The 21,455-nt window shown below is 72.8% G+C and carries 13 protein-coding genes; 6 read left to right on the top strand and 7 right to left on the bottom strand.

All coding sequences use genetic code 11. The annotated features are described in order from the left end of the window. Nucleotides 1-32: 32 nt before the first annotated feature. Nucleotides 33-977, top strand: a complete 945-nt coding sequence (locus ACWFR4_RS12045) for an aldo/keto reductase (protein WP_453464477.1) — start codon at nt 33-35, stop codon at nt 975-977. Between the two features lie 13 nt (nt 978-990). Here ACWFR4_RS12045 and ACWFR4_RS12040 read toward each other — a convergent pair whose 3' ends face one another. The 4 genes from ACWFR4_RS12040 to ACWFR4_RS12025 all read right to left on the bottom strand — a co-directional run bounded on the left by ACWFR4_RS12040 (nt 991) and on the right by ACWFR4_RS12025 (nt 6,045). Continuing rightward, entirely contained in the window at nt 991-2,328 is a 1,338-nt protein-coding gene (locus ACWFR4_RS12040) for a PrsW family intramembrane metalloprotease (RefSeq protein WP_453464474.1), read from the bottom strand. A gap of 43 nt (nt 2,329-2,371) precedes the next feature. After that, a complete protein-coding gene (gene trmB / locus ACWFR4_RS12035; RefSeq protein WP_453652195.1) occupies nt 2,372-3,217 on the bottom strand; it encodes a tRNA (guanosine(46)-N7)-methyltransferase TrmB in 846 nt (281 codons plus the stop codon). A gap of 92 nt (nt 3,218-3,309) precedes the next feature. After that, nucleotides 3,310-4,512: an L-2-hydroxyglutarate oxidase gene (gene lhgO, locus ACWFR4_RS12030; RefSeq protein ID WP_453652193.1), complete on the bottom strand. Its 1,203-nt coding sequence runs from the start codon at nt 4,510-4,512 to the stop codon at nt 3,310-3,312. 105 nt (nt 4,513-4,617) lie between these two features. Then, a complete protein-coding gene (locus ACWFR4_RS12025; RefSeq protein WP_453464466.1) occupies nt 4,618-6,045 on the bottom strand; it encodes an MFS transporter in 1,428 nt (475 codons plus the stop codon). 614 nt (nt 6,046-6,659) lie between these two features. On the opposite strand from ACWFR4_RS12025, the gene ACWFR4_RS12020 reads away from it, so the two are divergent. Next, entirely contained in the window at nt 6,660-8,765 is a 2,106-nt protein-coding gene (locus tag ACWFR4_RS12020; RefSeq protein ID WP_453464463.1) for an asparagine synthase-related protein, read from the top strand. Between the two features lie 72 nt (nt 8,766-8,837). After that, nucleotides 8,838-12,101 (top strand): BTAD domain-containing putative transcriptional regulator, encoded by a 3,264-nt coding sequence (locus tag ACWFR4_RS12015; RefSeq protein ID WP_453652191.1) that lies wholly within the window; start codon nt 8,838-8,840, stop codon nt 12,099-12,101. 26 nt (nt 12,102-12,127) lie between these two features. Here the strand turns inward: ACWFR4_RS12015 and ACWFR4_RS12010 are convergent, their stop codons facing one another. Together ACWFR4_RS12010 and ACWFR4_RS12005 are read right to left on the bottom strand one after the other, a co-directional pair. After that, on the bottom strand, nt 12,128-14,089 hold the full coding sequence (locus ACWFR4_RS12010) for a sigma-70 family RNA polymerase sigma factor (RefSeq protein ID WP_453652189.1): 1,962 nt from the start codon (nt 14,087-14,089) through the stop codon (nt 12,128-12,130). Between the two features lie 267 nt (nt 14,090-14,356). Next, complete coding sequence (locus tag ACWFR4_RS12005; RefSeq protein ID WP_453652187.1) at nt 14,357-15,148, bottom strand: TetR/AcrR family transcriptional regulator; 792 nt, start codon at nt 15,146-15,148, stop codon at nt 14,357-14,359. A 382-nt stretch (nt 15,149-15,530) separates the two neighbouring features. Between ACWFR4_RS12005 and ACWFR4_RS12000 the strand changes: the two genes are divergently transcribed. Together ACWFR4_RS12000 and ACWFR4_RS11995 are read left to right on the top strand one after the other, a co-directional pair. After that, nucleotides 15,531-16,955, top strand: coding sequence for an NAD(P)/FAD-dependent oxidoreductase (locus ACWFR4_RS12000; protein WP_453652185.1), 1,425 nt, complete (start codon nt 15,531-15,533; stop codon nt 16,953-16,955). Between the two features lie 187 nt (nt 16,956-17,142). Further along, on the top strand, nt 17,143-18,825 hold the full coding sequence (locus ACWFR4_RS11995; RefSeq protein ID WP_453652183.1) for an ATP-binding SpoIIE family protein phosphatase: 1,683 nt from the start codon (nt 17,143-17,145) through the stop codon (nt 18,823-18,825). Between the two features lie 13 nt (nt 18,826-18,838). Here ACWFR4_RS11995 and ACWFR4_RS11990 read toward each other — a convergent pair whose 3' ends face one another. Further along, nucleotides 18,839-20,128, bottom strand: coding sequence for an MFS transporter (locus ACWFR4_RS11990; RefSeq protein WP_453464486.1), 1,290 nt, complete (start codon nt 20,126-20,128; stop codon nt 18,839-18,841). A gap of 122 nt (nt 20,129-20,250) precedes the next feature. On the opposite strand from ACWFR4_RS11990, the gene ACWFR4_RS11985 reads away from it, so the two are divergent. Beyond that, nucleotides 20,251-20,799, top strand: a complete 549-nt coding sequence (locus tag ACWFR4_RS11985) for a MarR family winged helix-turn-helix transcriptional regulator (RefSeq protein WP_100598978.1) — start codon at nt 20,251-20,253, stop codon at nt 20,797-20,799. The last annotated feature ends 656 nt before the right edge of the window (nt 20,800-21,455 follow it).

Genomic DNA, 21,455 nt, shown 5'->3' with positions numbered 1-21,455 from the left:
TATCTTGATCCATATCGGTGTTCTGGCAGGCCATGACTTCTCTTCGCAAGCTTGGCTCGTCAGACCTCGAGGTGTTCCCGCTCTCCCTCGGCGGCAATGTGTTCGGCTGGACCGCCGACGAGACCCAGTCCTTCGCCGTCCTCGACGCGTACGTCGCCGCGGGCGGCAACTTCGTCGACACGGCCGACTCGTACTCGGCGTGGGTCCCGGGCAACAAGGGCGGCGAGTCCGAGACCGTCATCGGCAAGTGGCTGGCCGCGCGCGGCAACCGCTCCGATGTCGTCATCGCCACCAAGGTGGGCGCCCACCCCGACTTCAAGGGCCTGTCCGCGAAAACCATCAAGTCCGCCGCCGAGGAGTCCCTGCGCCGCCTCGGCACCGACTACATCGACCTCTACTACACGCACTTCGACGACCCGTCCGTGCCGGTCGAGGAGATCATCGCGGCCCTCGACGAGCTGGTGACGGCCGGCAAGGTGCGCGCCATCGCCGCGTCGAACCTGACCCCGGAGCGCCTCCAGGAGTCCCTGGACTTCTCCGACCGCGAGGGCCTCGCCCGCTACTCGGCCCTCCAGCCGCACTACAACCTCGTCTCGCGCGACACCTACGAGGGCCGGCTCCAGGAGGTCGCCTCGCGCAGCGGCCTCGCGGCCGTCCCGTACTACGCCCTGGCGGCCGGGTTCCTCACGGGCAAGTACCGGCCGGGCGCCGAGGTCGACAGCGCGCGGGCCGCGGGCGCGGGCAAGCACCTGCAGACCGAGCGCGGTGTGCGCGTCCTCAAAGCCCTCGACGAGGTGGCGCAGGCGCACGGCGCCGAGGTCGCGACGGTCGCCCTCGCCTGGCTCGCGTCCCGCCCGACGGTGGCAGCGCCGATCGCGTCCGCCCGCACCGTGGAGCAGCTGCCGGCACTGGTGGCCGTGGCCGACCTGGAGCTGACGGACGCGGAGCTCTCGAAGCTCACGGAGGCGTCCGCCTGATCCGGAGGCGTTCTCAGTAGCGGTACGGGTTGTGGGCGTTGTGGGCGGGGAAGTGGGCGACCGGCCCCGCGTACACCGGGCCCGCGTACATCGGCGGCACCCACACGGGCCGTGCGGTGGCGCGGGCCGCGTAGGCGAGGGCGGGGCGGGCCGCGTGGCGTCGCGCCCACAGCTCGTCGAGCAGTTCCCGTTCCCGTACGACGTAGTCCGTGCCGGCCCGGCCGCGCCGGCCGCGGTGGCGCAGGAGCGCGAGTGACGTCGCGTACTGCTGGTACTGGGCGACGACCTTGGCCGTCTCCTTGCCGCCGTGGTGCTGCGCGAACTCACGGGCCAGGCGGCGGGCGCGCATCGAGCCGAGGGCGAACGGCTCGTCCGGGCCGACCCAGCCGGCCGCCGCGTATGCGGGCAGCTCGGAGCGCACGGTGCGCAGTTCGCGCTGGCGGGTCCCGATCGCGAGCCAGGTCAGCAGCCCGAACGCGGGCATCATGAACAGCGCGTAGACCCCGAAGAACCCGAACCGGCCGAACGCCGACGAGCCGTTCCACGTGGCGTGCATGCCCATCGCGAGCAGCAGTCCGGCGATGGGCAGCAGGACGCGCCGCACCGGCCCGCGGCCGGGCGCGGTCCACGCTGCGACGCCGAAGCCGATGCCGGTGAGCACCGTGAACAGGGGGTGCGCGAACGGCGACATGACGATGCGTACGAAGAAGGTGGCGGCGGTCACCGAGGCAATGCCGGTGCCGCTGTTCAGCTGGTCGGTGCCGAAGGCGTTGCCCAGATAGAGGATGTTCTCGGTGAACGCGAAACCGGTGGCGGTGACCCCGGCGATCACGACGCCGTCGACGATCCCGGTGAAGTCCCGTCTGCGGAACAGGAAGATGAGCAGGACGGCGCAGGCCTTGGCGGACTCCTCGACGATGGGCGCTATGACCGTCGCGCCGAGGGTGTCGGCGTTCGCGGGGTCGGCCGAGTTCGTGGCGATCCAGTGAGTCGCGAAGCTGTTGGCGACGATCGCGATGAGTGCGGCGGCGCAGGCGCCCCAGGCGAACGAGAACAGCAGGTTCCGCCAGGGGCCGGGCGCGACCCGGTCCAGCCAGCGGAACGCGGCTATCAGCAGCGGGACGGGCAGGACCGCGAGGCAGAGCCCGACCAGGAACCCCTCGGTGCCGGTCTGTTCGCGCACGAGAGCGAGGATCACCAGGCCGGAGAGCGCGAGGAGCGAGACGAGCGCCCAGGCGTGCACGGCCTTCCGCTCCCACCAGCGTGGATGCCGCAGCGTGCCGGGCCCGGGAGCGCCTGCTCCGGGCTGCGCGTGCGGAAACGCATTCGGATACGAGGGGTAGGTCGCCACAGCGTTGACCCTAACGAGGGACGGGCCCGGCCGCGACGGGGTGTCAGTCCGCGGCGGTGACCGGCGGGGACTGCGGAGCGTGCTCCGCGCGCAGGAAGAGCAGGTCGTGGACCACATGGCCCTTGTCCAGGCCCTGGCCCTCGAAGCGTGTGAGGGGGCGGAACGCGGGCCGGGGCGCGTATCCGCCGTCGGCCTGCGTGTTCTCGTAGTCCGGATGTTCGGTCAGGACTTCGAGCATCTGCTCGGCGTACGGCTCCCAGTCGGTCGCGCAGTGCACGAGGGCGCCCGGCTTGAGGGGGACCTTGGCGAGGCTAAGGAACTCCGGCTGGATCAGGCGCCGCTTGTGGTGGCGCTTCTTCGGCCAGGGGTCGGGGAAGTAGACGCGCAGCCCGTCGAGGGAGGCCGCGGGGAGCATCTCGCGGAGCAGGATGATCGCGTCGCCGTTCGCCACCCGTACGTTCGTCAGGCTGTTCCGCTCGGCGAGGCCCAGGAGGTTGCCCTGGCCCGGGGTGTGCACGTCGACCGCGAGGATGCCGGTGTCGGGGTCGTCGGCGGCCATCTGCGCCGTCGCCTCGCCCATGCCGAAGCCGATCTCCAGGACGACGCGCTTCCTGCCGTCGAACAGCTCGTGGAGGTCGAGGACGCGCTGACCGTCGATGTCGAGGCCCCACAGGGGCCACAGCCGCTCGAGGGCGTCCGCCTGGCCGGTCGTGACGCGGCTGCGGCGGGGCTGGAAGCTGCGGATGCGCCGCTCGAAGTGCGAACCGGCGGGGTCGGGCGCGGGCCCGTCCGGGAAGCGCGGCTCGCCCTTGGCGCGTACGGGACCGGAGGCTTCGGGACCGGGGGCCTCAGGGGTGTGGGTTTCGGGGGTGCGGGGTGACTCAGACACAGTGAGGCGATTTTAGACGCCGGATCGGGCCGGGGCCCAAGCTCAGGGTCCGAGCTCAGGGCCCGAGCTTCAGGCCCGAGCCGGGCCCGAGCTCAGGACCCGAGCGCGGCCAGGGCCCGCCGGGCGACCTCGCGGCCGATCGGGAGCGAGGCCGTCGCCGCGGGGGACGGCGCGTTCAGCACATGCACCGTGCGCGGGGCCTCGCGGAACAGGAAGTCGTCGACCAGGGTCCCGTCCCGCAGGACCGCCTGCGCCCGGACGCCTGCGGGCGCGGGCACCAGGTCGTCCGCGGTCACCGCGGGCAGCAGCCTGCGCACCGCCGACGTGAAAGCGTCCCGGGACACCGAGCGCCGCAGCTCCCCGGCCCCGTACCGCCAGTGCCGGCGCGCTATCCGCCAGGAGCCGGGCCAGGCCAGCGTGGCGCCGAGCTCGCGCGGTCTGACCGTCGACCAGTCGTAGCCCTCGAGGGCCAGCGCCGGCACCGCGTTCGGTCCGACGTGCACGCCCTTGTCGATGCCACGCGTGAGATGGACCCCGAGGAAGGGGAACGCCGGGTCCGGCACCGGATAGACCAGGCCGCGCACCAGCTCGGGGCGGGCCAGCTCGAAGTACTCACCCCGGAAGGGGACGATCCGCATGCCGGGGTCGTCCCCCGCGAGCCGGGCGATCCGGTCGCAGTGCAGCCCCGCGCAGTTCACCAGGACGCGCCCGCGGACGACGTCCCCGGCGGCCGTGCGCACCGCGACGCCACGCTCCGCGCGACGGTCGATCTGCACCACCTCCGCGCCGTACCGGATGTCCGCGCCCGAGGCCTCGGCGAGATACCGCGCCACGGACACGTAGTCGGCGACGCCCGTCGTGCCCACGTGGATCGCCGCGAGGCCGCGCACATACGGCTCGTACTCGCCGATCTGGGCGGGGCCGAGCTCCCGCACCGGAATCCCGTTCTCCCGGCCGCGCTGGACCAGGGAGTGCAGGCGGGGCAGCTCATCGCGCTCGGTGGCCACGATCAGCTTGCCGGTGACCTCGTGCGCGATGCCGTGCTCCGCGCAGAACTCGACCATCTCGGCCGCGCCCCGCACCGCGAAGCGCGCCTTGAGCGAGCCGGGGCGGTAGTACACGCCGCTGTGGATGACCCCGCTGTTACGCCCCGTCTGGTGTCTGGCGGGGCCGTGCTCCTTCTCCAGGACGGTCACACGGGTGCCCGGTGCCGCGCGCGTGAGGGCGTACGCCGTCGACAGACCGACGATCCCGCCGCCGATCACCAGCACGTCGCAGTCGTGCCCGCTCGTCATCACCGTGCCTCACCTCCCGCCCCCGATACTGCACTGCGCCACTGACAACGCGTTCAAACCCGGGCGGTATACGTTCGGCTGCACCGGTTCCTTCACACCGCTGCCCTACGCCGGGGCCATCAGGAGCGGCCTCGCCCTCTCCCGCAGCTCCACCACGCGCGGCTCGTCCCCGTACGGCTCGAGGCGGTGCAGCAGGTCCTTCACGTACTCGGTGGTCCGGGCCGACGAGATCCGCCCGGCCACCTCCAGCGCGCGCGTGCCCTGCTCGCACGCCGCGTCCAGGTTCCCCGACTCCAGCTCGGCGACCGCCGACACCACGAGGCGCAACCCGTGCGAACGCACGAACTCCTCCGTGGGCTTCGACAGGGCCTGCTCCGTGAAGCGCCGCACCTGGCGGGGTGCCTTCAGATCGCGGTAGCACTCGGCGGCGTCGGCGGCGAAGCGGTCGTACGAGTAGAAGCCGAGCCATGACGGGTCGAGGTCCCCGTCGCGCGCCCGCTCCAGCCAGCCCTCCGCGGCCCGCAGCGCGGCCCCCGCGGCGTGCGCGTCACCGGCGCGCGCGTGTGCGCGTGCCTCCACGAGCCGGAAGAAGCTCATCGTCCTGGCGGTGGCGAGCCCGCGATTGCGCTCCAGGGCGGCCTGCGCCAGGTCCACCCCCTCGTCGCCGAACCCGCGGTACGTCGCCTGGAGCGACATCGACGCCAGCACGTAGCCCCCCAGGGGCACGTCCGCCGCCGCGCGCGCGAGCCGCAGCGCCTGGATGTAGTAGCGCTGCGCCGCCTCCTGCTGGCCCGTGTCGAACGCCATCCACCCGGCCAGGCGCGTCAGTTCGGCGCTCGCCCCGAACAGGGCGCGCCCGACGTCGTCCGAGTACGCGCCGAGCAGCAGCGGGGCCGCCTCGACCCGCAGGCACTCGGGGACCATCGACGAACGCCAGTCGCCGCCCCCGTACTTGGAGTCCCAGCGCCGCGCGTCCTCGGCCGCCTCACGCAGCTTCTGGACGTCGCTGTGACCGACCTTCTGGGGCGTGTTGTCCCCGCCGCTCTCCAGCGGGGGCGCGTCGCGTGCGACCGACGAGTCGGCCGGCGTTATCAGCCATCTAGACGCGGGCGTCGCGTACGCGCTCACCGCGAAGGATCCGGCCAGCGACTGCCAGATGCCGCCGCCCGTGCGGCGGCCCGCGAGGTCGAGGCGGTACAGCTCCGTCGCCGACTTCACCGCCGCCCCCACGTCGCGCGGGAAGGCGAGGCCCACTTCGGGCGCGGGGTCCGCGTCCGCCAGGCCGATCTCGTGCAGCGGCACGGGCCGGCCCAGCTTCTGGCCGATGGCGGCGGCGATGAGGTGCGGCGCCGCACCCTGCGGCACCATGCCCTTGGAGACCCAGCGGGCCACCGAGGTCTTGTCGTAGCGCAGCGTCAGACCGCGTTGGGCGCCAAGGTCGTTGACGCGCCGCGCCAGGCCTGCGTTGCTGATTCCCGCGAGGGCGAGAACGGTGCCGAGTTTCTCGTTCGGCCCGCGTTGCTCCCTGGACATGCGCCACCCCTCGACACAGCCGGCTGCCGCGGTGGCATAACCGCGCGGCATTCGTACACCCAGCGTAGTTCGCCGGATCCCAAGCGTTAAGGGGCATAGTTCCGGATGGCGGGAATATTGTCCGTACGGGAGTACGTGCCCGGGGCGGCGCCGTCACGGTGTGCTCCGCCCGTGTGGCCGTGCGCCTGTGCGTGCGCTCTTCTGCGGCCATGGGGGGGAGCGCTTCCATGATGGTGCGTGGGTCGGCCCGCTGTACTGGATCCAGCGGGCTGGGGGATACCGCCGCCTTCATCCCCGCGGGCGGCGGACCGGTCCGGGAGGTGAAGGGCGCCTCCCGGACCGTGCGTTGCGCGCCGTGGCCGATGTGGTGTGCACAGGTCTGGCCATCCACAGTCGATTTGGCCGAATATCGACGGTGCCGTACGGCGTCACCGATGCCCCCGAGCGGCCATCGGGGGGTTCAACTACCGCTCAAAAGGGGCGCATTCGGTGGCGCATGTGCCGCCCGGTCGCCTCTCCCGTACGCCTCCTTCGTGGCAGCATGGGGACTCTGTTCCTGTGATTTCCTCTGATTCCTTCTGACGAGGTTCTGTCCACAACCTGTGGAGGCGGCGATGCGGTGGTTGGTGGGGTGGAGCAGTACCGCCGCCGGGCCCGTGCGGTTCGGGTCCGCGGGCTCGACCGGACCCGACGGGGAGACCGTCCACCCCGTGGGCTCCCAGCTCCTGTGGGGCGACCCCGATCCGCTGTGGGCGGTCGGCGACTGGCGCCCGGACGAGGTCAGGATCGTCAGCGCCGACGAGCAGACCCGTATCGCCGTACTCGGCATCTGCGGCGCCACCGACGAGCAGCTGCGGGTCGGCCTGTTCGCCGCGCGCGGGGGCGCTCTGCGCCACCTCACCGCCTGGTCCGGCAGCTACACCGCCGTCGTCCAGGTCGGCAGGCGCCTCATGGTCGCCGGTGATCTCGCGGGCGCACGGCCCGTGTTCTACACGCCCTGGGCCGGCGGCACCGCGTACGCGACGGCCGCCCTGCCGCTCGCCGACCTCATCGAGGCCCACCTCGACATCGGCCATCTCGCCGCCCTGCTCGCCGCCCCCGACGTGCCCGAGGCCCTGCACGACTCGACGCCGTACCAGGGCGTACGTCGCATCCCGCCGGGCCACGCGCTGATCCTGCGCGCCGGTGCCCGCGAGATCGCCGGCTACGAACCGGTCGCGTCGCTCGCCGTCGCCGCGCCCTCCGTCGACCCGGCCGGCGCGGTCGACGCCCTGCGCGACGCGCTCGTCGAGGCCGTACGCGCCCGGCTCGCCGCGCCCCGGCACGTCCCCGGCGCCGACATCGACCCGGGGCCCGTCCCCGGCATGGGCCCCGCCGAGCGGCGCGCGGCCCGCGGCATGCCCGTGCCCGGCATCGGCGCCGACCTCTCCGGAGGACCCGCGTCCGGAACACTCGCGCTGCTCGCGGCCGGCCTGCCCGGGCTGCCCGGCACGGTCCTCGGCCACGGCACGGGCGCGGGCGAGCGCCTCCTCGCCGTCACCTTCAACGACCTGTCCGCGGGCGCCGAAGGACGCGAGGCCGAACTCCAGCGCGCGGGCGCCATCGCCGCGAACCCGCGACTGCACCACGTCGTCGTCACCGCGGGCGAAGAGGCGCTCCCCTACGCCGAGTTGGACGGCCCGCTCACCGACGAGCCCGGACCCTCCCTGATCACCGCCGCCCGCCACCGCGCGCGCCTCCTGTCGGGCAGCGCCGACCACTTCACCGGCTACGGCGCCCGCCAGGTCCTCGACGCGCACCCGGCCCGCCTCGCCGACCTCCTCATGGACCGGCGCCGGCGCCACATGGTCAAGCCGGTCGCCGCGCTCGCCAAGGCGGACGGCGGCTCCGTGCTGGTGCCCGCGCGCGTGTACGGCGCGGCGCGCAAACTGGCCCGCACGCCGTACAGGGCGGGCGTCGAAAGCCTTGCGGAGCGGCTGTTGCAGCGGAACTTCGAGGATCCGGGCGGCGAGGCGGGCGCGGTCGGCGCATCGCTCGCGGCTCTCGCGTGGGCGAGACCGGGGCCCGCCGCGCGCTGGCTGACGGGAGAGGCCCTCGCTGAAGTATCGGTTCGCCTCCAGGACGGCGTGACGCGTCCGGGGCCAGGACCGGGGCAGCGGCCCGGCGCGTTCCGGGCCCGCGCCGCGCTCGCCCGCCACGCGGCCGACCTGCGCGTCCTCGAACAGGCCGCCGAGGTCCGCTTTCAGCGCCTGCACGCCCCCTTCCTCGACAACCAGGTCGTCCGCGCCTCCCGCGCCCTGCCCGAGGCGCTCCGCGTGCGGCCCGGCGCCCGCGCCGACATCCTGCGCGCCGTCCTCGAAGGCGCCGGCGTCAGCGAACTCCCCGCCGGCTGGGGCGCGCCCTCGCACGCGTCGTCCGCCGCGGCCGCCCGCACCGGCCTGCGCGTCTCCGCCGACCACCTCATCCAGCTCTTCGACACCCCGCTCCTCGCCCAGACCGGCCTGATCGAGGCCCGCGTCGTCCGCAAGGCCCTGCGCGCGGCGGCCGACGGCGAACCCCTGCCGCTGGACGGCCTCGCCGACCTGGTCTCCCTCGAACTCTGGCTGCGCCGCCTCATCGCCCGCCGCGGCACCTGCTGGACCGGCACCCCGGCCCGCCAGCGCGCCGTCCCGACGGGGAGCGTCGCACCGCAGCGGGGCGCGCTGGGCGCCGGGCGCTGAAGAGCCGCACCCCCAGCACCCCCGAACCGGAATCCGCGCGACTGAGGCCGCCCCACCCGTGAGAATGGACCCGTGCGGTACCGAATTCTGGGCATCACCGAGGCGTACGACGATCAAGGCACCCCCCTGCCCGTGGGCGGACAGCGGCTGCGCTCCCTGCTCACGTCGCTCGCGCTGCACGCGGGCCGAACCGCCCCCGCGGACGCGCTCATCGACGACGTATGGGCCGACGAGCCACCGGCCGACGCGACCGCCGCCCTCCAGGCCCTCGTCGGCCGGCTCCGCCGCGCCCTCGGCAAGGACGCCGTCACTTCGGAGGCAGGCGGCGGCTACCGCCTCGCCGCCCGCCCCGAGGACGTGGACCTGTACGTCTTCGAGCGCCTCGTCCGCGAGGGCACGGCCGCCCTCGCCGCCCACGACCCGGCGACCGCCTCCCGCGCCCTGGGCGACGCGCTCGCCCTGTGGCGCGGCCCGGCACTCGCCGACCTCGCCGACCGCACCGCCGCGACCCGCCCCGAGGCTCAGCGCCTCGAAGCGGTACGCGCGCGCGTGGCGGCCGATCTGCAACTCGGCCGCGCCGCAGACGCCGTACCGGAGCTGACCGAACTCACGCACGCTCACCCGTACGACGAGCCGCTGCACGCCCTGCTCATCCGCGCCCTGCGCGACGCGGGCCGCGGCGCCGACGCGCTCGCCGCCTACGAGGCGTCCCGCCGCACCCTCGCCGACGGCCTCGGCGCGGACCCCGGACCCGAACTGGCCGCCCTGTACGCCGACCTGCTCGACCCCGCCCGCGACTCCGGCCGCCCGGCGCCACCCCGGCAGCCGCAGCGCGACGGCAATCTGCGGCCACGCCTCAACTCGTTCGTAGGCAGGGAGCCCGAACTCGGGGCCATCCGTGGTGACTTGCGAGCGGCCCGCCTCGTCACCCTCACCGGCCCCGGCGGCTCCGGCAAGACCCGCCTCGCCGAGGAAGCCGCCGCCGAACACCCCCGCGCCTGGCTCGCCGAGCTCGCCCCGCTGGACCAGCCCGAGGCCGTGGCCGGCGCCGTCGTCAGCGCCCTCGGCCTGCGCGAGACCGTCCTGATGACCAGCGAGCACACGGCGCCGCAGGACGACCCTGTGGCGCTGCTCGTCGAACACTGTGCCGCGCGCAGCCTGCTCCTGATCCTCGACAACTGCGAACACGTCATCGGCGCGGCGGCCGCGCTCGCCGAGACCCTCCTCACTCACTGCCCCGGCCTCACGGTCCTCGCCACCAGCCGCGAACCTCTGGGCGTGCCCGGCGAGTCCGTGCGCCCCGTCGAACCCCTGCCGCCCGACCCCGCGCACCGCCTGTTCGCGGAGCGCGCCCGCGCCGTGCGCCCCGACTTCGACGTCACCGGCGACCCCGAGGCCGTGGCCGAGATCTGCCGCCGCCTCGACGGCCTGCCGCTCGCCATCGAGCTGGCCGCGGCCCGCCTCAGACTCCTCAGCCCCCGCCAGATCGCGGACCGGCTCGACGACCGCTTCCGCCTGCTGACCAGCGGCAGCCGCACCGTACTGCCCCGCCAGCAGACCCTGCGCGCCGTCGTCGACTGGTCCTGGGACCTCCTCGACGAGCAGGAGCGCACGGTCCTGCGCGAGGCGTCCGTCTTCGCCGGCGGCTGGGACCTGGAGGCCGCGGAGGCTGTCTGCACCGGACCCGCATCCGACCTGATCGGCGCGCTCGTCGACAAGTCCCTCCTGGTGGCCACCCCGGGCGACGGCAGCATGCGGTACCGGATGCTGGAGACGATCCACGAGTACGCGACCGAGCGCGCCGCCGAGACACCACAGGTCCGCACCGAGGCCGAGCGGCGCCACGTCGCCTACTTCCGCGCCCTCGTCGAGAAGGCCGACCCGCTCCTGCGCTCCGCCGAACAACTCCCCTGGATCGAGCGCCTGGAGACGGAGCTCGACAACCTCCGCGCCGCGCTTCACCGCTCCACGGTCACCGGCGACACGGAGTCCGCGGTCGAACTCGCCCTCTCCACCGGCTGGTTCTGGTGGCTGCGTAATTACCGCAGAGAGGGAGCGGAGTGGATCGGTCACATCCTGCGGGAGCTGCTCCCGACGCCCCGCCCGGAGCGCCCGTCCCCGTCCGACTGCCGGGTTCCCCCGCGCGACGGCCGGACGTTCCCGGTGGTGGGCGATCTGGCGGACGAGGACGACCCCCTGTACTGGCGGCTCATGGAGCTGCGGCTGCTGCACATCTTCTTCGTGGCCCAGACCCTGCCCGAGAGCGCCCTGCGGGGGGAGGCCGACCGGGAGTACCTCATGCGGGTGCGCGACGCCTTCGCTCGGCCCGGGCCCGCGGGTGCCCGCTTCCCCGGCATCATCTGGCCGTTCACCGTGCACTTCCTGGACAATCCGGAGGACGTCAGGACCGCCCTCGACCAGGCCGTCGCCAACTGCCGTGTGTACGGCGGCGCGTGGGAGATCGGCGTCACCCTGATGTTCCGTACGCACACGGCCGTAGACGGGCCGGGCAACCTCACGGGCGTCGACGACGACGTCGCCGAGCTGCGGACCATCAGCCGCCGCGTCGGGGACCGGTGGATGCGCGCCCAGGTGTGCAGCGCAGCCGGTGAGGCGGCCGTCGCGCGCAGCCGGTTCGACGAGGCTAAGGGCGAGTTCGAGGAGGCACTGCGCCTCGCCTACGAGGTCGGCGCGTACGCGGAGGCGCCGTTCCTCATCGCCCGGCTCGGCGAGATCGCCTACCGCTCCGGCGAACGCGACGCGGCGCGCAAGCTCCTGACCGAGGCGATCGGGGAGGCCGACCGGTACGGGGTGCCGGATCCCCACGCGTACGTGCTGCTCCTGAACGCTCTGATGGCGGTGGAGGACGGCGAGGTGGCGCGGGCCCGCGCGCTGTGCGACGACGCGGCCACGGAGTCGTCGCGGGGCACCCCGCCACCGCAGTTCACGGCGCTCGTCGGCGGTGTCGACGCGCGGATCACGGCGGCCGAGTCGGGGCCCGCGCGCGGCCTCGCGGTCCTCACGGAGGCCCTGCGGTACGCGGTCGAGAACCGCTGCGCGGAGAGTGTCAACGCGGACCTCGCGGGCCGCGGGGCGATCTTCCTGGCCCAGCTGGGCGACACGGAGGGCGCGGTGCGGGTGGTGGCCGCGTCCGACGGCTGGCGCGGTGTTTCCGAGCGGCCCCAGCCCGAACGCGCCGAGATCGAGGCGCTGGAGGCGGAGGCGGTCGCCGCGCTGGGCGCCGACAAGTACGCCGACGCGCGCGCCGCGGGGGCAGGGCACACGGCGGCCGAGGCGGTCACGTTCCTGACGGAACGCGTCCGCCACTTCGACTAGGGCCGCTCACGCTCTGACCGGGCCGCTCACCGGCAGGTGAAGCGGGACTCGGCCCAGTCCCCGACCGCGAGGGAGTCGAAGTTCGTCCGCGGCTCCGTGACCAGCCGGATCGCCTTGCGTCCCGCGAGATTCACATGAACCGGAACGGCCGGGTCCCCGCCCCTGAGGACCTGCGACTTCCACAGCCGCACCCCGTCCGCGTACACCGAGAACCGCATGGCTCCCGTGCCGAGCGTCATGTCGTCGACACCGGCGACGGCGTCGTACGCGGTGCAGCTGCGGTTGAGGTCGATGGTCACGGAGGAGTTCGCGTGGACCGTGACCCCGTTCGCGTACTCCTTGTCCGCGACACGCAGGCCCCATCGCTGCCACACCCAACTGCTCTCGCCGGGCCGGATCTCCGGCTTGGTGCCGTCGCCGAGTCCGCCGTACGACAGCTGGTTGAGCTGGTAGACGGCCGGGGCGGGCGGCGGGGGAGGCGTGGGCTTCGGAGTGGGCTTGGGCGTCGGCTTCGGAGGCGTGGGCTTGGGTGTGGGTCTGGGGGTGGGTTTGGGCGCCGGCTTCGGGGTGGGGGTCGGCTTCGGCGCGGGCTCGGGGGGAGGGGGCGGCTGCGGGGCCGGCGGCTCGGGCTGCGGCTTCGGGGGAGGCGTCGGCTTCGGCGGAGTGATGGGCTGCGAGACCGCCGGCTTCTCCTTGTGCGCCTCCGGCTTGGGCTTCTGCGGGTCACCCGCGAGGGCGATCGCCACCGCCACGGCCACGCCCGCCGCGACCACACCGGCCGCGATTCCCGCCTTCACGGGCGCGCCGAGCCCCTCGGACGCCGCGGCGCCACCGCCCGCGGCCCCTCCGGAACTGCCGCCCGCCGCGGCCGCCGCACCGGCGCCCGCCGCACTCGCGGCGCCGCCCCCGATGAGCGCGACCACCTTCGCGTATCCGGCGGCACCGAACCAGCCGATGACCGCGACCGGCACGACACCGGGGATCCCGCCGGCGACTTCCTTGATCTGACCGGCGGCGAGCCGGCACTTGGCGCACTCCTCCAGGTGCTTGCGCAGACCGCGTTCGGCCCGGGTGCGCAGGCTGCCGCGGGCGTAAGCGCCGAGCCGGTCGGCGTAGCGCGCGCACTCCTCGTCCTGGGTGAGGGTGGTACTCACATGGGCCTGGAGGTACGCCTCCTTGAGGCCCTCGCGGGCGCGCTTGGCCAGCACGCGCGTGCCGTTGGCGTCGAGCCCGAAGAGCGTGGCGACCTCGCTGGGCGACTCGTCCTCGACCTCCGTGTGCCACAGGACGGCCTGCCAGCGCTCGGGCAGGGACCGGAAGGCCTGCATGGCCATGGACTGCTCGGCCTCGTGCATCGCGCGGACGTCGGCGCCGAGATCCAGCGTGTCGCCGTCGGAGACCTCGCTGGAGCGGGCGGCCTGCTGCGCGAACACCGCGAAGTCCTCGACCAGGTGCTCACGCTTCGCGGACTTCGTCCAGCCCGCGGCGACGCGGCGCACGGTGGTCAGCAGATAGGCGCGCACCGCGTGCTCGGGCCCGCTGCCGCCGCGCACGGCCTGAAGCATGCGCGCGAACACCTCGGCCGTGAGGTCGTCGGCGGTGTGCCCGTCCCGGCAGCAGGTGCGTGCGTAACGGTGGACGGCGCTCGAGTGCCGGCGGTACAGCTCCTCGTACGCGGTGTCGTCGCCGGACCGCATACGGGTGATCAGGTCGGCGTCCGCCGAGGTCGTTTCCCGCAGGGGCGGCAGGACGGGGGTTCCGGCGTCCACGCCGTGCTCCCGCTGCTGTGGCACGCTCAGGCCGGAGTGGTCCTCACCCGGGGCGGCGGAGGGGTCCGCGGGGGCTGACGGCTCGGAGGGTGCGGAGTCCGGTGCCCGGTCCCGGAGCGGACCTCCCTGGCTCGGCACCTGCCGCGCGGGCAGCCCACCGGTCTCGGTGTCGCCCGCACCACTGCTCTCGAGTGGCTCGTCCCGCCCGTCAACGCTCATCGCGGAAAGCCCCCGACTGCACACTCAGACCCGAACACGCGGGAAAGAGTGCCACACGGGTGGTCCGCACCGCCTACCAGTGCCCGTCAACCACTCATCCGGGGAAACCTCGTACAACGAAGTACTAGCTTTCACTCGTACGGGTAGGGATCAACGAGAGTGCCAAAAACGGGAGTTGGCCGCGCGCGACGCACACGCGTCACCCACGGCCGTCCCCACGCCTGTCGCGCCTTCGCCGAGCCCAGCCCTACGCGGTGCCGCCCGCCCCTACGCGGGCCGCGACCGCAGCCCTTCGAGCAGGATGTCCAGAAGTCGCGACGACGCCGCGGCCTGCTGTGCGGCGTCCGGCAGCGAAGGCGCCGCCGTGGCGATGACCAGCAGCACGTCCGCCACCGTCACGTCCTCGCGGAGCTCCGACGCCGCGCGCGCCCGGTCCACGAGCTGCCCGACGACGTCGAGCAGTTCCGCGGCGCCCGCGTCGTCCGCCGGTAGGCCCTCGGTGACCGGGGACGTGCGCTGCTCCACGAGACGCAGGTCGGGCGGGACGACGGCGTGCCGCTGCTGCGGAACCCGCGTCTCGTCCCGGACCGCGCCCGCCGCGTCGGCCGGCTCGTCGGCGACGCCGACGCGCAGCACCTGCGGAGGCAGCAGCCGCCCCGCGCCGGAGGCGACGGACGTGCGCAGGAAGCGCGACAGCGCCGACCACGGCTCGTCCTCCTGGCCGAGGGCGGCCCGCGCCTGGTCGGTCAGCCGGGAGGTCTCCTCCTCGGCTATGCGCCGCACCAGTACGTCTTTGCTCGGGAAGCGCCGGTACACCGTGCCGACACCGACCCGGGCCCGCCTCGCCACGTCCTCCATCGGCGCGCCGTACCCCAGCTCGCCGAAGACCTCGCGCGCCGCGCGCAGGACGTGCTCCAGATTGCGCTGGGCATCCACCCGCAGCGGCGCCGCACGCGAACTGTCGCCCGCGCCACGACCGCTACCGCCCGCGGCGGCCGGTCCGCCGGCCACGGCCGAAGCGGAAGCCGTCGAAGTCCATTGAGAGTCCTGAATGTGCATATGTGTTCCCCCGGTAATGACGTCTCCCCCCGGAGACTCTCCCCGCCATCGGTAACCGGAGCGTGAGGAACAGGCCAGTTCCACGGATCCGTCCGACGGATCCGTCAGCGCATCCCCCGACACCCCGACAGCACACGAACATAGTTGAGCCGGAGTCAATTCAGAAGGGGCAGGTTCCGCACGGAGCGCCCCCCGAACGGAGTACGCGGCGATTCCGCCACGATTGCACCCCCACACCTCACCCGCTACATAGGTGCTGACCTGCGGATATGTCCCGGACTCCGGCAATTCGCCCACCCGGCGGCCGGCGTAAGCGACGGTCACACAATTTGCCGGGGCTGTGGACAAACTCAAGTGGCCGATGCGTCATGGGGTGGTGCCGATGCCGAAGACTGCTTCTCCCCGGGGGACGGCCCCGGAAGTCCCGCGTACGCGCGTCCTCGTCGTAGGGGGCGGCTATGTCGGGATGTACACCGCCCTGCGCCTCCAGCAGAAACTCAAACCGGAACTGAGAAGCGGCCGGACCGAGATCGTCGTCGTCACCCCCGACCCGTACATGACCTACCAGCCGTTCCTGCCCGAGGCCGCCGCCGGATCCATCTCGCCCCGCCACGTCGTCGTGCCGCTGCGCCGCGTCCTCGGCCGCTGCCGCGTCATCGTCGGCGAGGTCACGTCCGTCGACCACAGCAAGCGCAGCGCCACGTTCACCACCCTGGCCACCGAGGAGGAGGGCACGGGCGCCGTCGAGATCACGTACGACGAACTCGTCCTGGCCCCCGGCTCCGTCTCGCGCACCCTGCCCGTGCCGGGACTCGCCGACCACGGCATCGGCTTCAAGACCGTCGAAGAGGCCATCGGGCTGCGCAACCACGTCATCGAACAGCTGGACATCGCCTCCTCGACCCGCGACCCCGCCATCCGCGACGCGGCCCTCACCTTCGTCTTCGTAGGGGGCGGTTACGCCGGTGTGGAGGCGCTCGGCGAACTCGAGGACATGGCCCGCTACGCCGCGGGTTACTACCACAACGTCACCGCGGACGACCTGAAATGGATCCTCGTCGAGGCCAGCGACCGCATCCTCCCCGAGGTCGGCGAGGAGATGGGCCGCTACACCGTCAGCGAACTGCGCCGCCGCAACATCGACGTACGCCTGCGGACGCGGCTCGAATCCTGCGAGGACCGGGTCGCCGTCCTCGACGACGGCTCCCGCTTCCCGACCCGCACCGTCGTGTGGACCGCGGGCGTCAAACCACACCCCGTGCTCGCCGCGACCGACCTGCCGCGCGACGAACGCGGCCGCCTCAAATGCACCGCCCAGCTCACCGTCGACGGCGCCCCGCACGCGTGGGGAGCGGGCGACGCGGCAGCGGTCCCCGACATCACGGCCGGCGAGGAGGGCAAGGAATGCGCGCCCAACGCCCAGCACGCGGTGCGCCAGGCCAGAGTCCTCGGCGACAACATCGCGGCCTCCCTGCGCGGCGAGCCCCTGACGGACTACGAGCACGAATACGCCGGCTCCGTCGCCTCGCTCGGCCTGCACAAGGGTGTCGCCCACGTCTACGGGCGCAGGCTGAAGGGCTACCCTGCCTGGTTCATGCACCGCGTCTACCACCTGAGCCGGGTGCCGACCGTGAACCGGAAGGCCCGTGTCCTGAGCGAATGGATACTCTCCGGGCTCTTCAAGCGCGAGATCGTCTCCCTCGGCTCGCTCGAACGCCCGCGTGCCGAGTTCGAACTCGCGGCCGGGGGAAACCCGCCCGGCAGCCCCCCGGCGAACCCGCCGCGGGACCCGAAGGGGTCGACCTGACCGGACCCGGGAACTCCCCCTCAAGGACCGGCGTCTGACGGATGTCAGTCCGGTCGGTCAGACTGGTCCATGACCCCGGCCGGCCCCAGACCGTGGGCGGACCGACCGCCACGTTGCCCTTCCCCGCTGCTCCCGGCCCCGGCCGGGCAGGGGAGCCCCCACCCGACCTCACGAGGCTTTCCCCACAGTGAACTTCACGCGCTGGAGCGCCCGGCTCCCCGGAACGCAGCGCCGCGCGGCAGCGCGGTCCGACCATGGCGTCTCCCAAAGCCAGCGAGGGGAAGGCGCCGTGCCCGCCGCCCGCCACGAACACGCTTCCGACAGCGACGCGCCCACGCCCGCCGCCGGCGTCGACGAACTGCCCGCACGCGAGGTCCTCGACCGCATCCCCGCCCTCGTCGCCCTCGTCCACGGCCCCGACCACCGCATCGCGTACGTGAACGACGCGTACGTCGCGGCCTTCGGCGACCGCCCCATCGGCGCACCCGCGCGCGAGGCGCTGCCCGAGCTGGAGGAACTCGGCCTGCTGCCGCTGCTCGACCAGGTCCTGCGCAGCGGCAAGCCGCGCACGGTCAAGTCCCGCAAGGTGGCCGGCGGCCGCTCGTACACGTTCACCTGCACACCCCTGACGGTGCCGGCCGACGGCGCAGAGGGTGCACACGAAGGGGCGGGCGGCTCCGGTGTGCTGGTCTTCGCGGCGGACGTCACCGACCACGCCGAGGCCGCCGAGCGGCTGCGCGCCAGCGAGCGTCGCCAGCGCGAGACCGCCGTCACCCTCCAGCGCTCCCTCCTGCCCCAGGAGCTGGAACAGCCCGACGACCTGCGCATCGCGGCCACCTATCAGCCGGGCGGCACCGAGGCCGCGGTCGGCGGCGACTGGTACGACGTGATCACCCTCGGCGGCGGCCGCACCGCACTCGTCATCGGTGATGTCATGGGCCGCGGGGTGCGTGCCGCCGCCGTCATGGGCCAGCTGCGCACCGCCGTCCGCGCCTACGCCCGCCTCGACCTGCCGCCGCACGAGGTGCTCCAGCTCCTCGACGGCCTCGCCATCGAGATCGACGCCAACCAGATCGCCACCTGCGTCTACGCGGTCCACGACCCGAACGAGGGCCGCCTCGTGTACGCGTCGGCCGGCCACCTCCCCATCCTCGTACGCGACGAGAGCGGCACGATCCACCGCGCGGAAGAGCCCACCGGACCCCCGCTCGGCACCGGCGGCTGGCTGCACGCCTCGGGATCGGTGCCGCTCGGCCCCGGATCGACCGCCGTCATGTACACCGACGGCCTGGTCGAACGCAGGGACGAGGACATCGACGAGGGCGTCGCGGCCCTGGAGCGCGCGCTCGCCGGCGCCACCGGCACGCCCCAGGTCGTGTGCGACCGCCTCATCCGCGCGGCAGGCGTCACCGCGGACCACGACGACGACGTGGCCGTCCTCGTCCTCCAGCACCCGGCGCGCACGGGACCCGACGGAGAGCTGTTCCGCAACGCAGCCCTGGAACTCCTCGGCGGCGTCGAAGCGGCCCCACGCGCGCGTGCCTTCGCCTCGGGCGTGCTCGCCAGCTGGCGTTTCTCACCGGAGCTGCACGACCTGGGCGTCCTGGCCGCCAGCGAACTCGTCACCAACTCGCTGCAGCACGGCACCCCGCCCATGCGCCTCAGGCTCCGCCGCACCGACCGCCGACTGATCATCGAGGTCACCGACGGCGACGACCACCTCCCGCGCCGCCGCCGCGCCGAACCCGCCGACGAGGCGGGCCGGGGCATCGCCATCGTCGCCACGATCGCCTCGAACTGGGGCTCCCGGCGCACCCCGGGCGGCGGCAAGGCGGTCTGGTGCGAATTCGCCCTGCCGCGGACCCCGTAACCCGGACGGAGCCTCAGACGGACGCGGCCGCGTGCACCGGTTCTGCCGACGCCCCGCCCTCCGCCACGATCCGGCTCTTCGCCAGCGACGGCTGGTCCTGCACGGGCGACAGATGCCGTCCGAGCCGCACCGCGAGGAACGTGATCCCCAGCGAGAACAGCACGAACGTCACGATGTACGGACCGTGCAGCGCGGCCCCCATGGGCCCGCCGACCGCCGGACCGACGGCCAGAGCGAGCTGCTTGACCAGCGCGAAAGCCGAGTTGTACTGCCCGACCATCCCGGCCGGCGCCAGATCGGCGACCAGCGGGGCCACGGTCGGCGACAGCATCGCCTCACCGAGACCGAACAGCGCGTACGTCGAGATGAACGCGGCCGTCGCCATGGCCTGACTGCCGTGCCCCACACCCGCGTACCCGGCGGCGAGCCACGCGATCGCCCACACGAGCCCGACCGCAGCGATCACCCGGGACCGCCTGCGCCGCTCGACGAACTTCAGGACCGCGAACTGCGCGACCACGATCATCGCGGTGTTGGCGGCGAGCGCGATGCCCAGCGTCGATGGGGAGATCCCGGCCGCCTCCATGCCGTACGCGCTAAGGCCCGACTCGAACTGCCCGTAGCAGGCGAAGAACAGCACGAACCCGAGGACGCACAGCTGCACCATCGCCCGGTGCCGGAACAGCGCCCGCAGCCCGCCGCCCGTCCCGGAGCCACCCTTCGGCACCGCCCCGCCGATCGCAGGCGCGTACGGCATCCGCACGAAACCCACGACCCCGGCGAGTACCAGGAACATCACAGCCTCGATACCGAAGAGCAGCGTGAAGCTCGACGGGTGGCTCTCGTCGACGATCTGACCGCCGATGAGCCCGCCGATGCCCAGGCCGAGGTTCTGCAGGAAGAACTGCATGGCGAAGGCGCGCGTACGGGTCTCCGGCGTGGACGTCCACACGATCATCGTGGCGAGCGCCGGCTGGATCACCGCGGTGCCCGCACCGAGCACCGCCGCCGACAGGATCGCGGTCGTCTGACTGCCGGCGAGCCCGAGCCCGAGGGCACCGACCGCCGCCACCAGCGTGGCGACGACCAGGACGGGCACCGGACCGCGGCGGTCGATGGCCCGCCCCGTGAACGGCAGGACGACCAGAGCGGCCATGGCGAAGGCGGCGAGCACGATGCCCGCCGCTCCGGCCCCCAGACCTCGCACCTCAGCGACGTACACATAGAGGAACGGGACCGTGAACCCGACGCCGAACGAACTCAGCGCGCTGCCCACCTGGATCCGACGCATCGCTGCGCCCATCGCCCTGGTCACTTTCACCTGCCTTAGGAGTTAGAAGTGAAGACTTCGAAGCTAAAGTTAGGATCTAAACAATACACACCGAAGGACTTCAATGCCAAGCGGCCCGTGCCATACTGCGGGCCATGGGCGACAACCCCGGCGACAGTGAGCCGACCCTCGACGAGCAGATCGCCGCGTACCAGCGCGAGTTCCAGGACCTCGACCCCCAGGTCGAGCAGATCGTCTCCGCGCTCGGCCGCCTCAACAGGCGCATGAACGTCGCCTACGGCCGCCAGACCGCGAACCTCGGCATCACCAACGCCGAGTGGGAGGTCCTCAAGGCCCTCGTCCTCTCCGGTGCCCCGTACCGCATGGGCCCCGGAGACCTGGCGAAGCGCCTCGGCCTCACACCGGCCGCCATGACCCACCGCATCGACCGCATGGTCGGCGAGGGCCTGGTCACCCGCGACCGCGACGAGTCCAATCGGGTACGCGTCATCGTCGAGCTCACCACCGAGGGCCGCGCCAAGTGGCTCGAGGCGATGCGCCTCGCCTCCGGCTTCGAGGAGGACCTTCTCCAGGACCTCTCCTCCGACGAGCGGGGAGTCCTCGGCGAGGTCCTGACCCGCCTGCTGCGCCGCGTGGAGGACGCCCAGCCGGATGCCGGCGGCCGCCTCACGGACCTCGACTGAAAAGAAGTTGCCAGGAGGGTGTTGACATGCCCCTCCTCGATACGTAAAGTTCTTCGAGTTGCCACGGAGCCGTAACGGTTCTGCGACAGCACCTCCGCCGCTGAAGCGGCAACCCAACCACCAGCACGATCTCCCTCCGGGATCGAATTCGGCGTGCCCGAATTCAATTCGATTTCGGTGTGGCGGCCCGATTAGGCGCCGCCGGGGGAATCCGCTAAAGTTTGGGACGTCGGAACGGCCCAACAGCCGCGAAGACAAGCCCCACTGACTGGGAGTCAGGCCCGAAAGGATCTGATAGAGTCGGAACCGCCGGAAAGGGAAACGCGAAAAGCCGAAAGGCCGGAGCGGAAACCTGAAAGGCACCGAGGAAATCGGACACGAAAGAGTCTGATAGAGTCGGAAACGCAAGACCGAAGGGAAACTGCCCGGAGGAAAGCCTGAGAGAGTCTCTCGGGTGAGTACAAAGGAAGCGTCCGTTCCTTGAGAACTCAACAGCGTGCCAAAAGTCAACGCCAGATTGACAACCCCGGCCCACCTTTGGTGGGTTGGAGGTTCCTTTGAAAAAAAGTCCTCACTCCCACACCGGGGTGAGGCGCACTAGCGAGGACGCAGTGAATCGTGGGGATTATTCCTCCCGACGGTTCCGCTCTCGTGGT

The organism is Streptomyces sp. NPDC055140 (assembly GCF_053607285.1).
The sequence above is the reverse complement of the archived record's forward strand: the minus strand, read 5'-3'. Positions and strand labels throughout refer to the sequence as shown.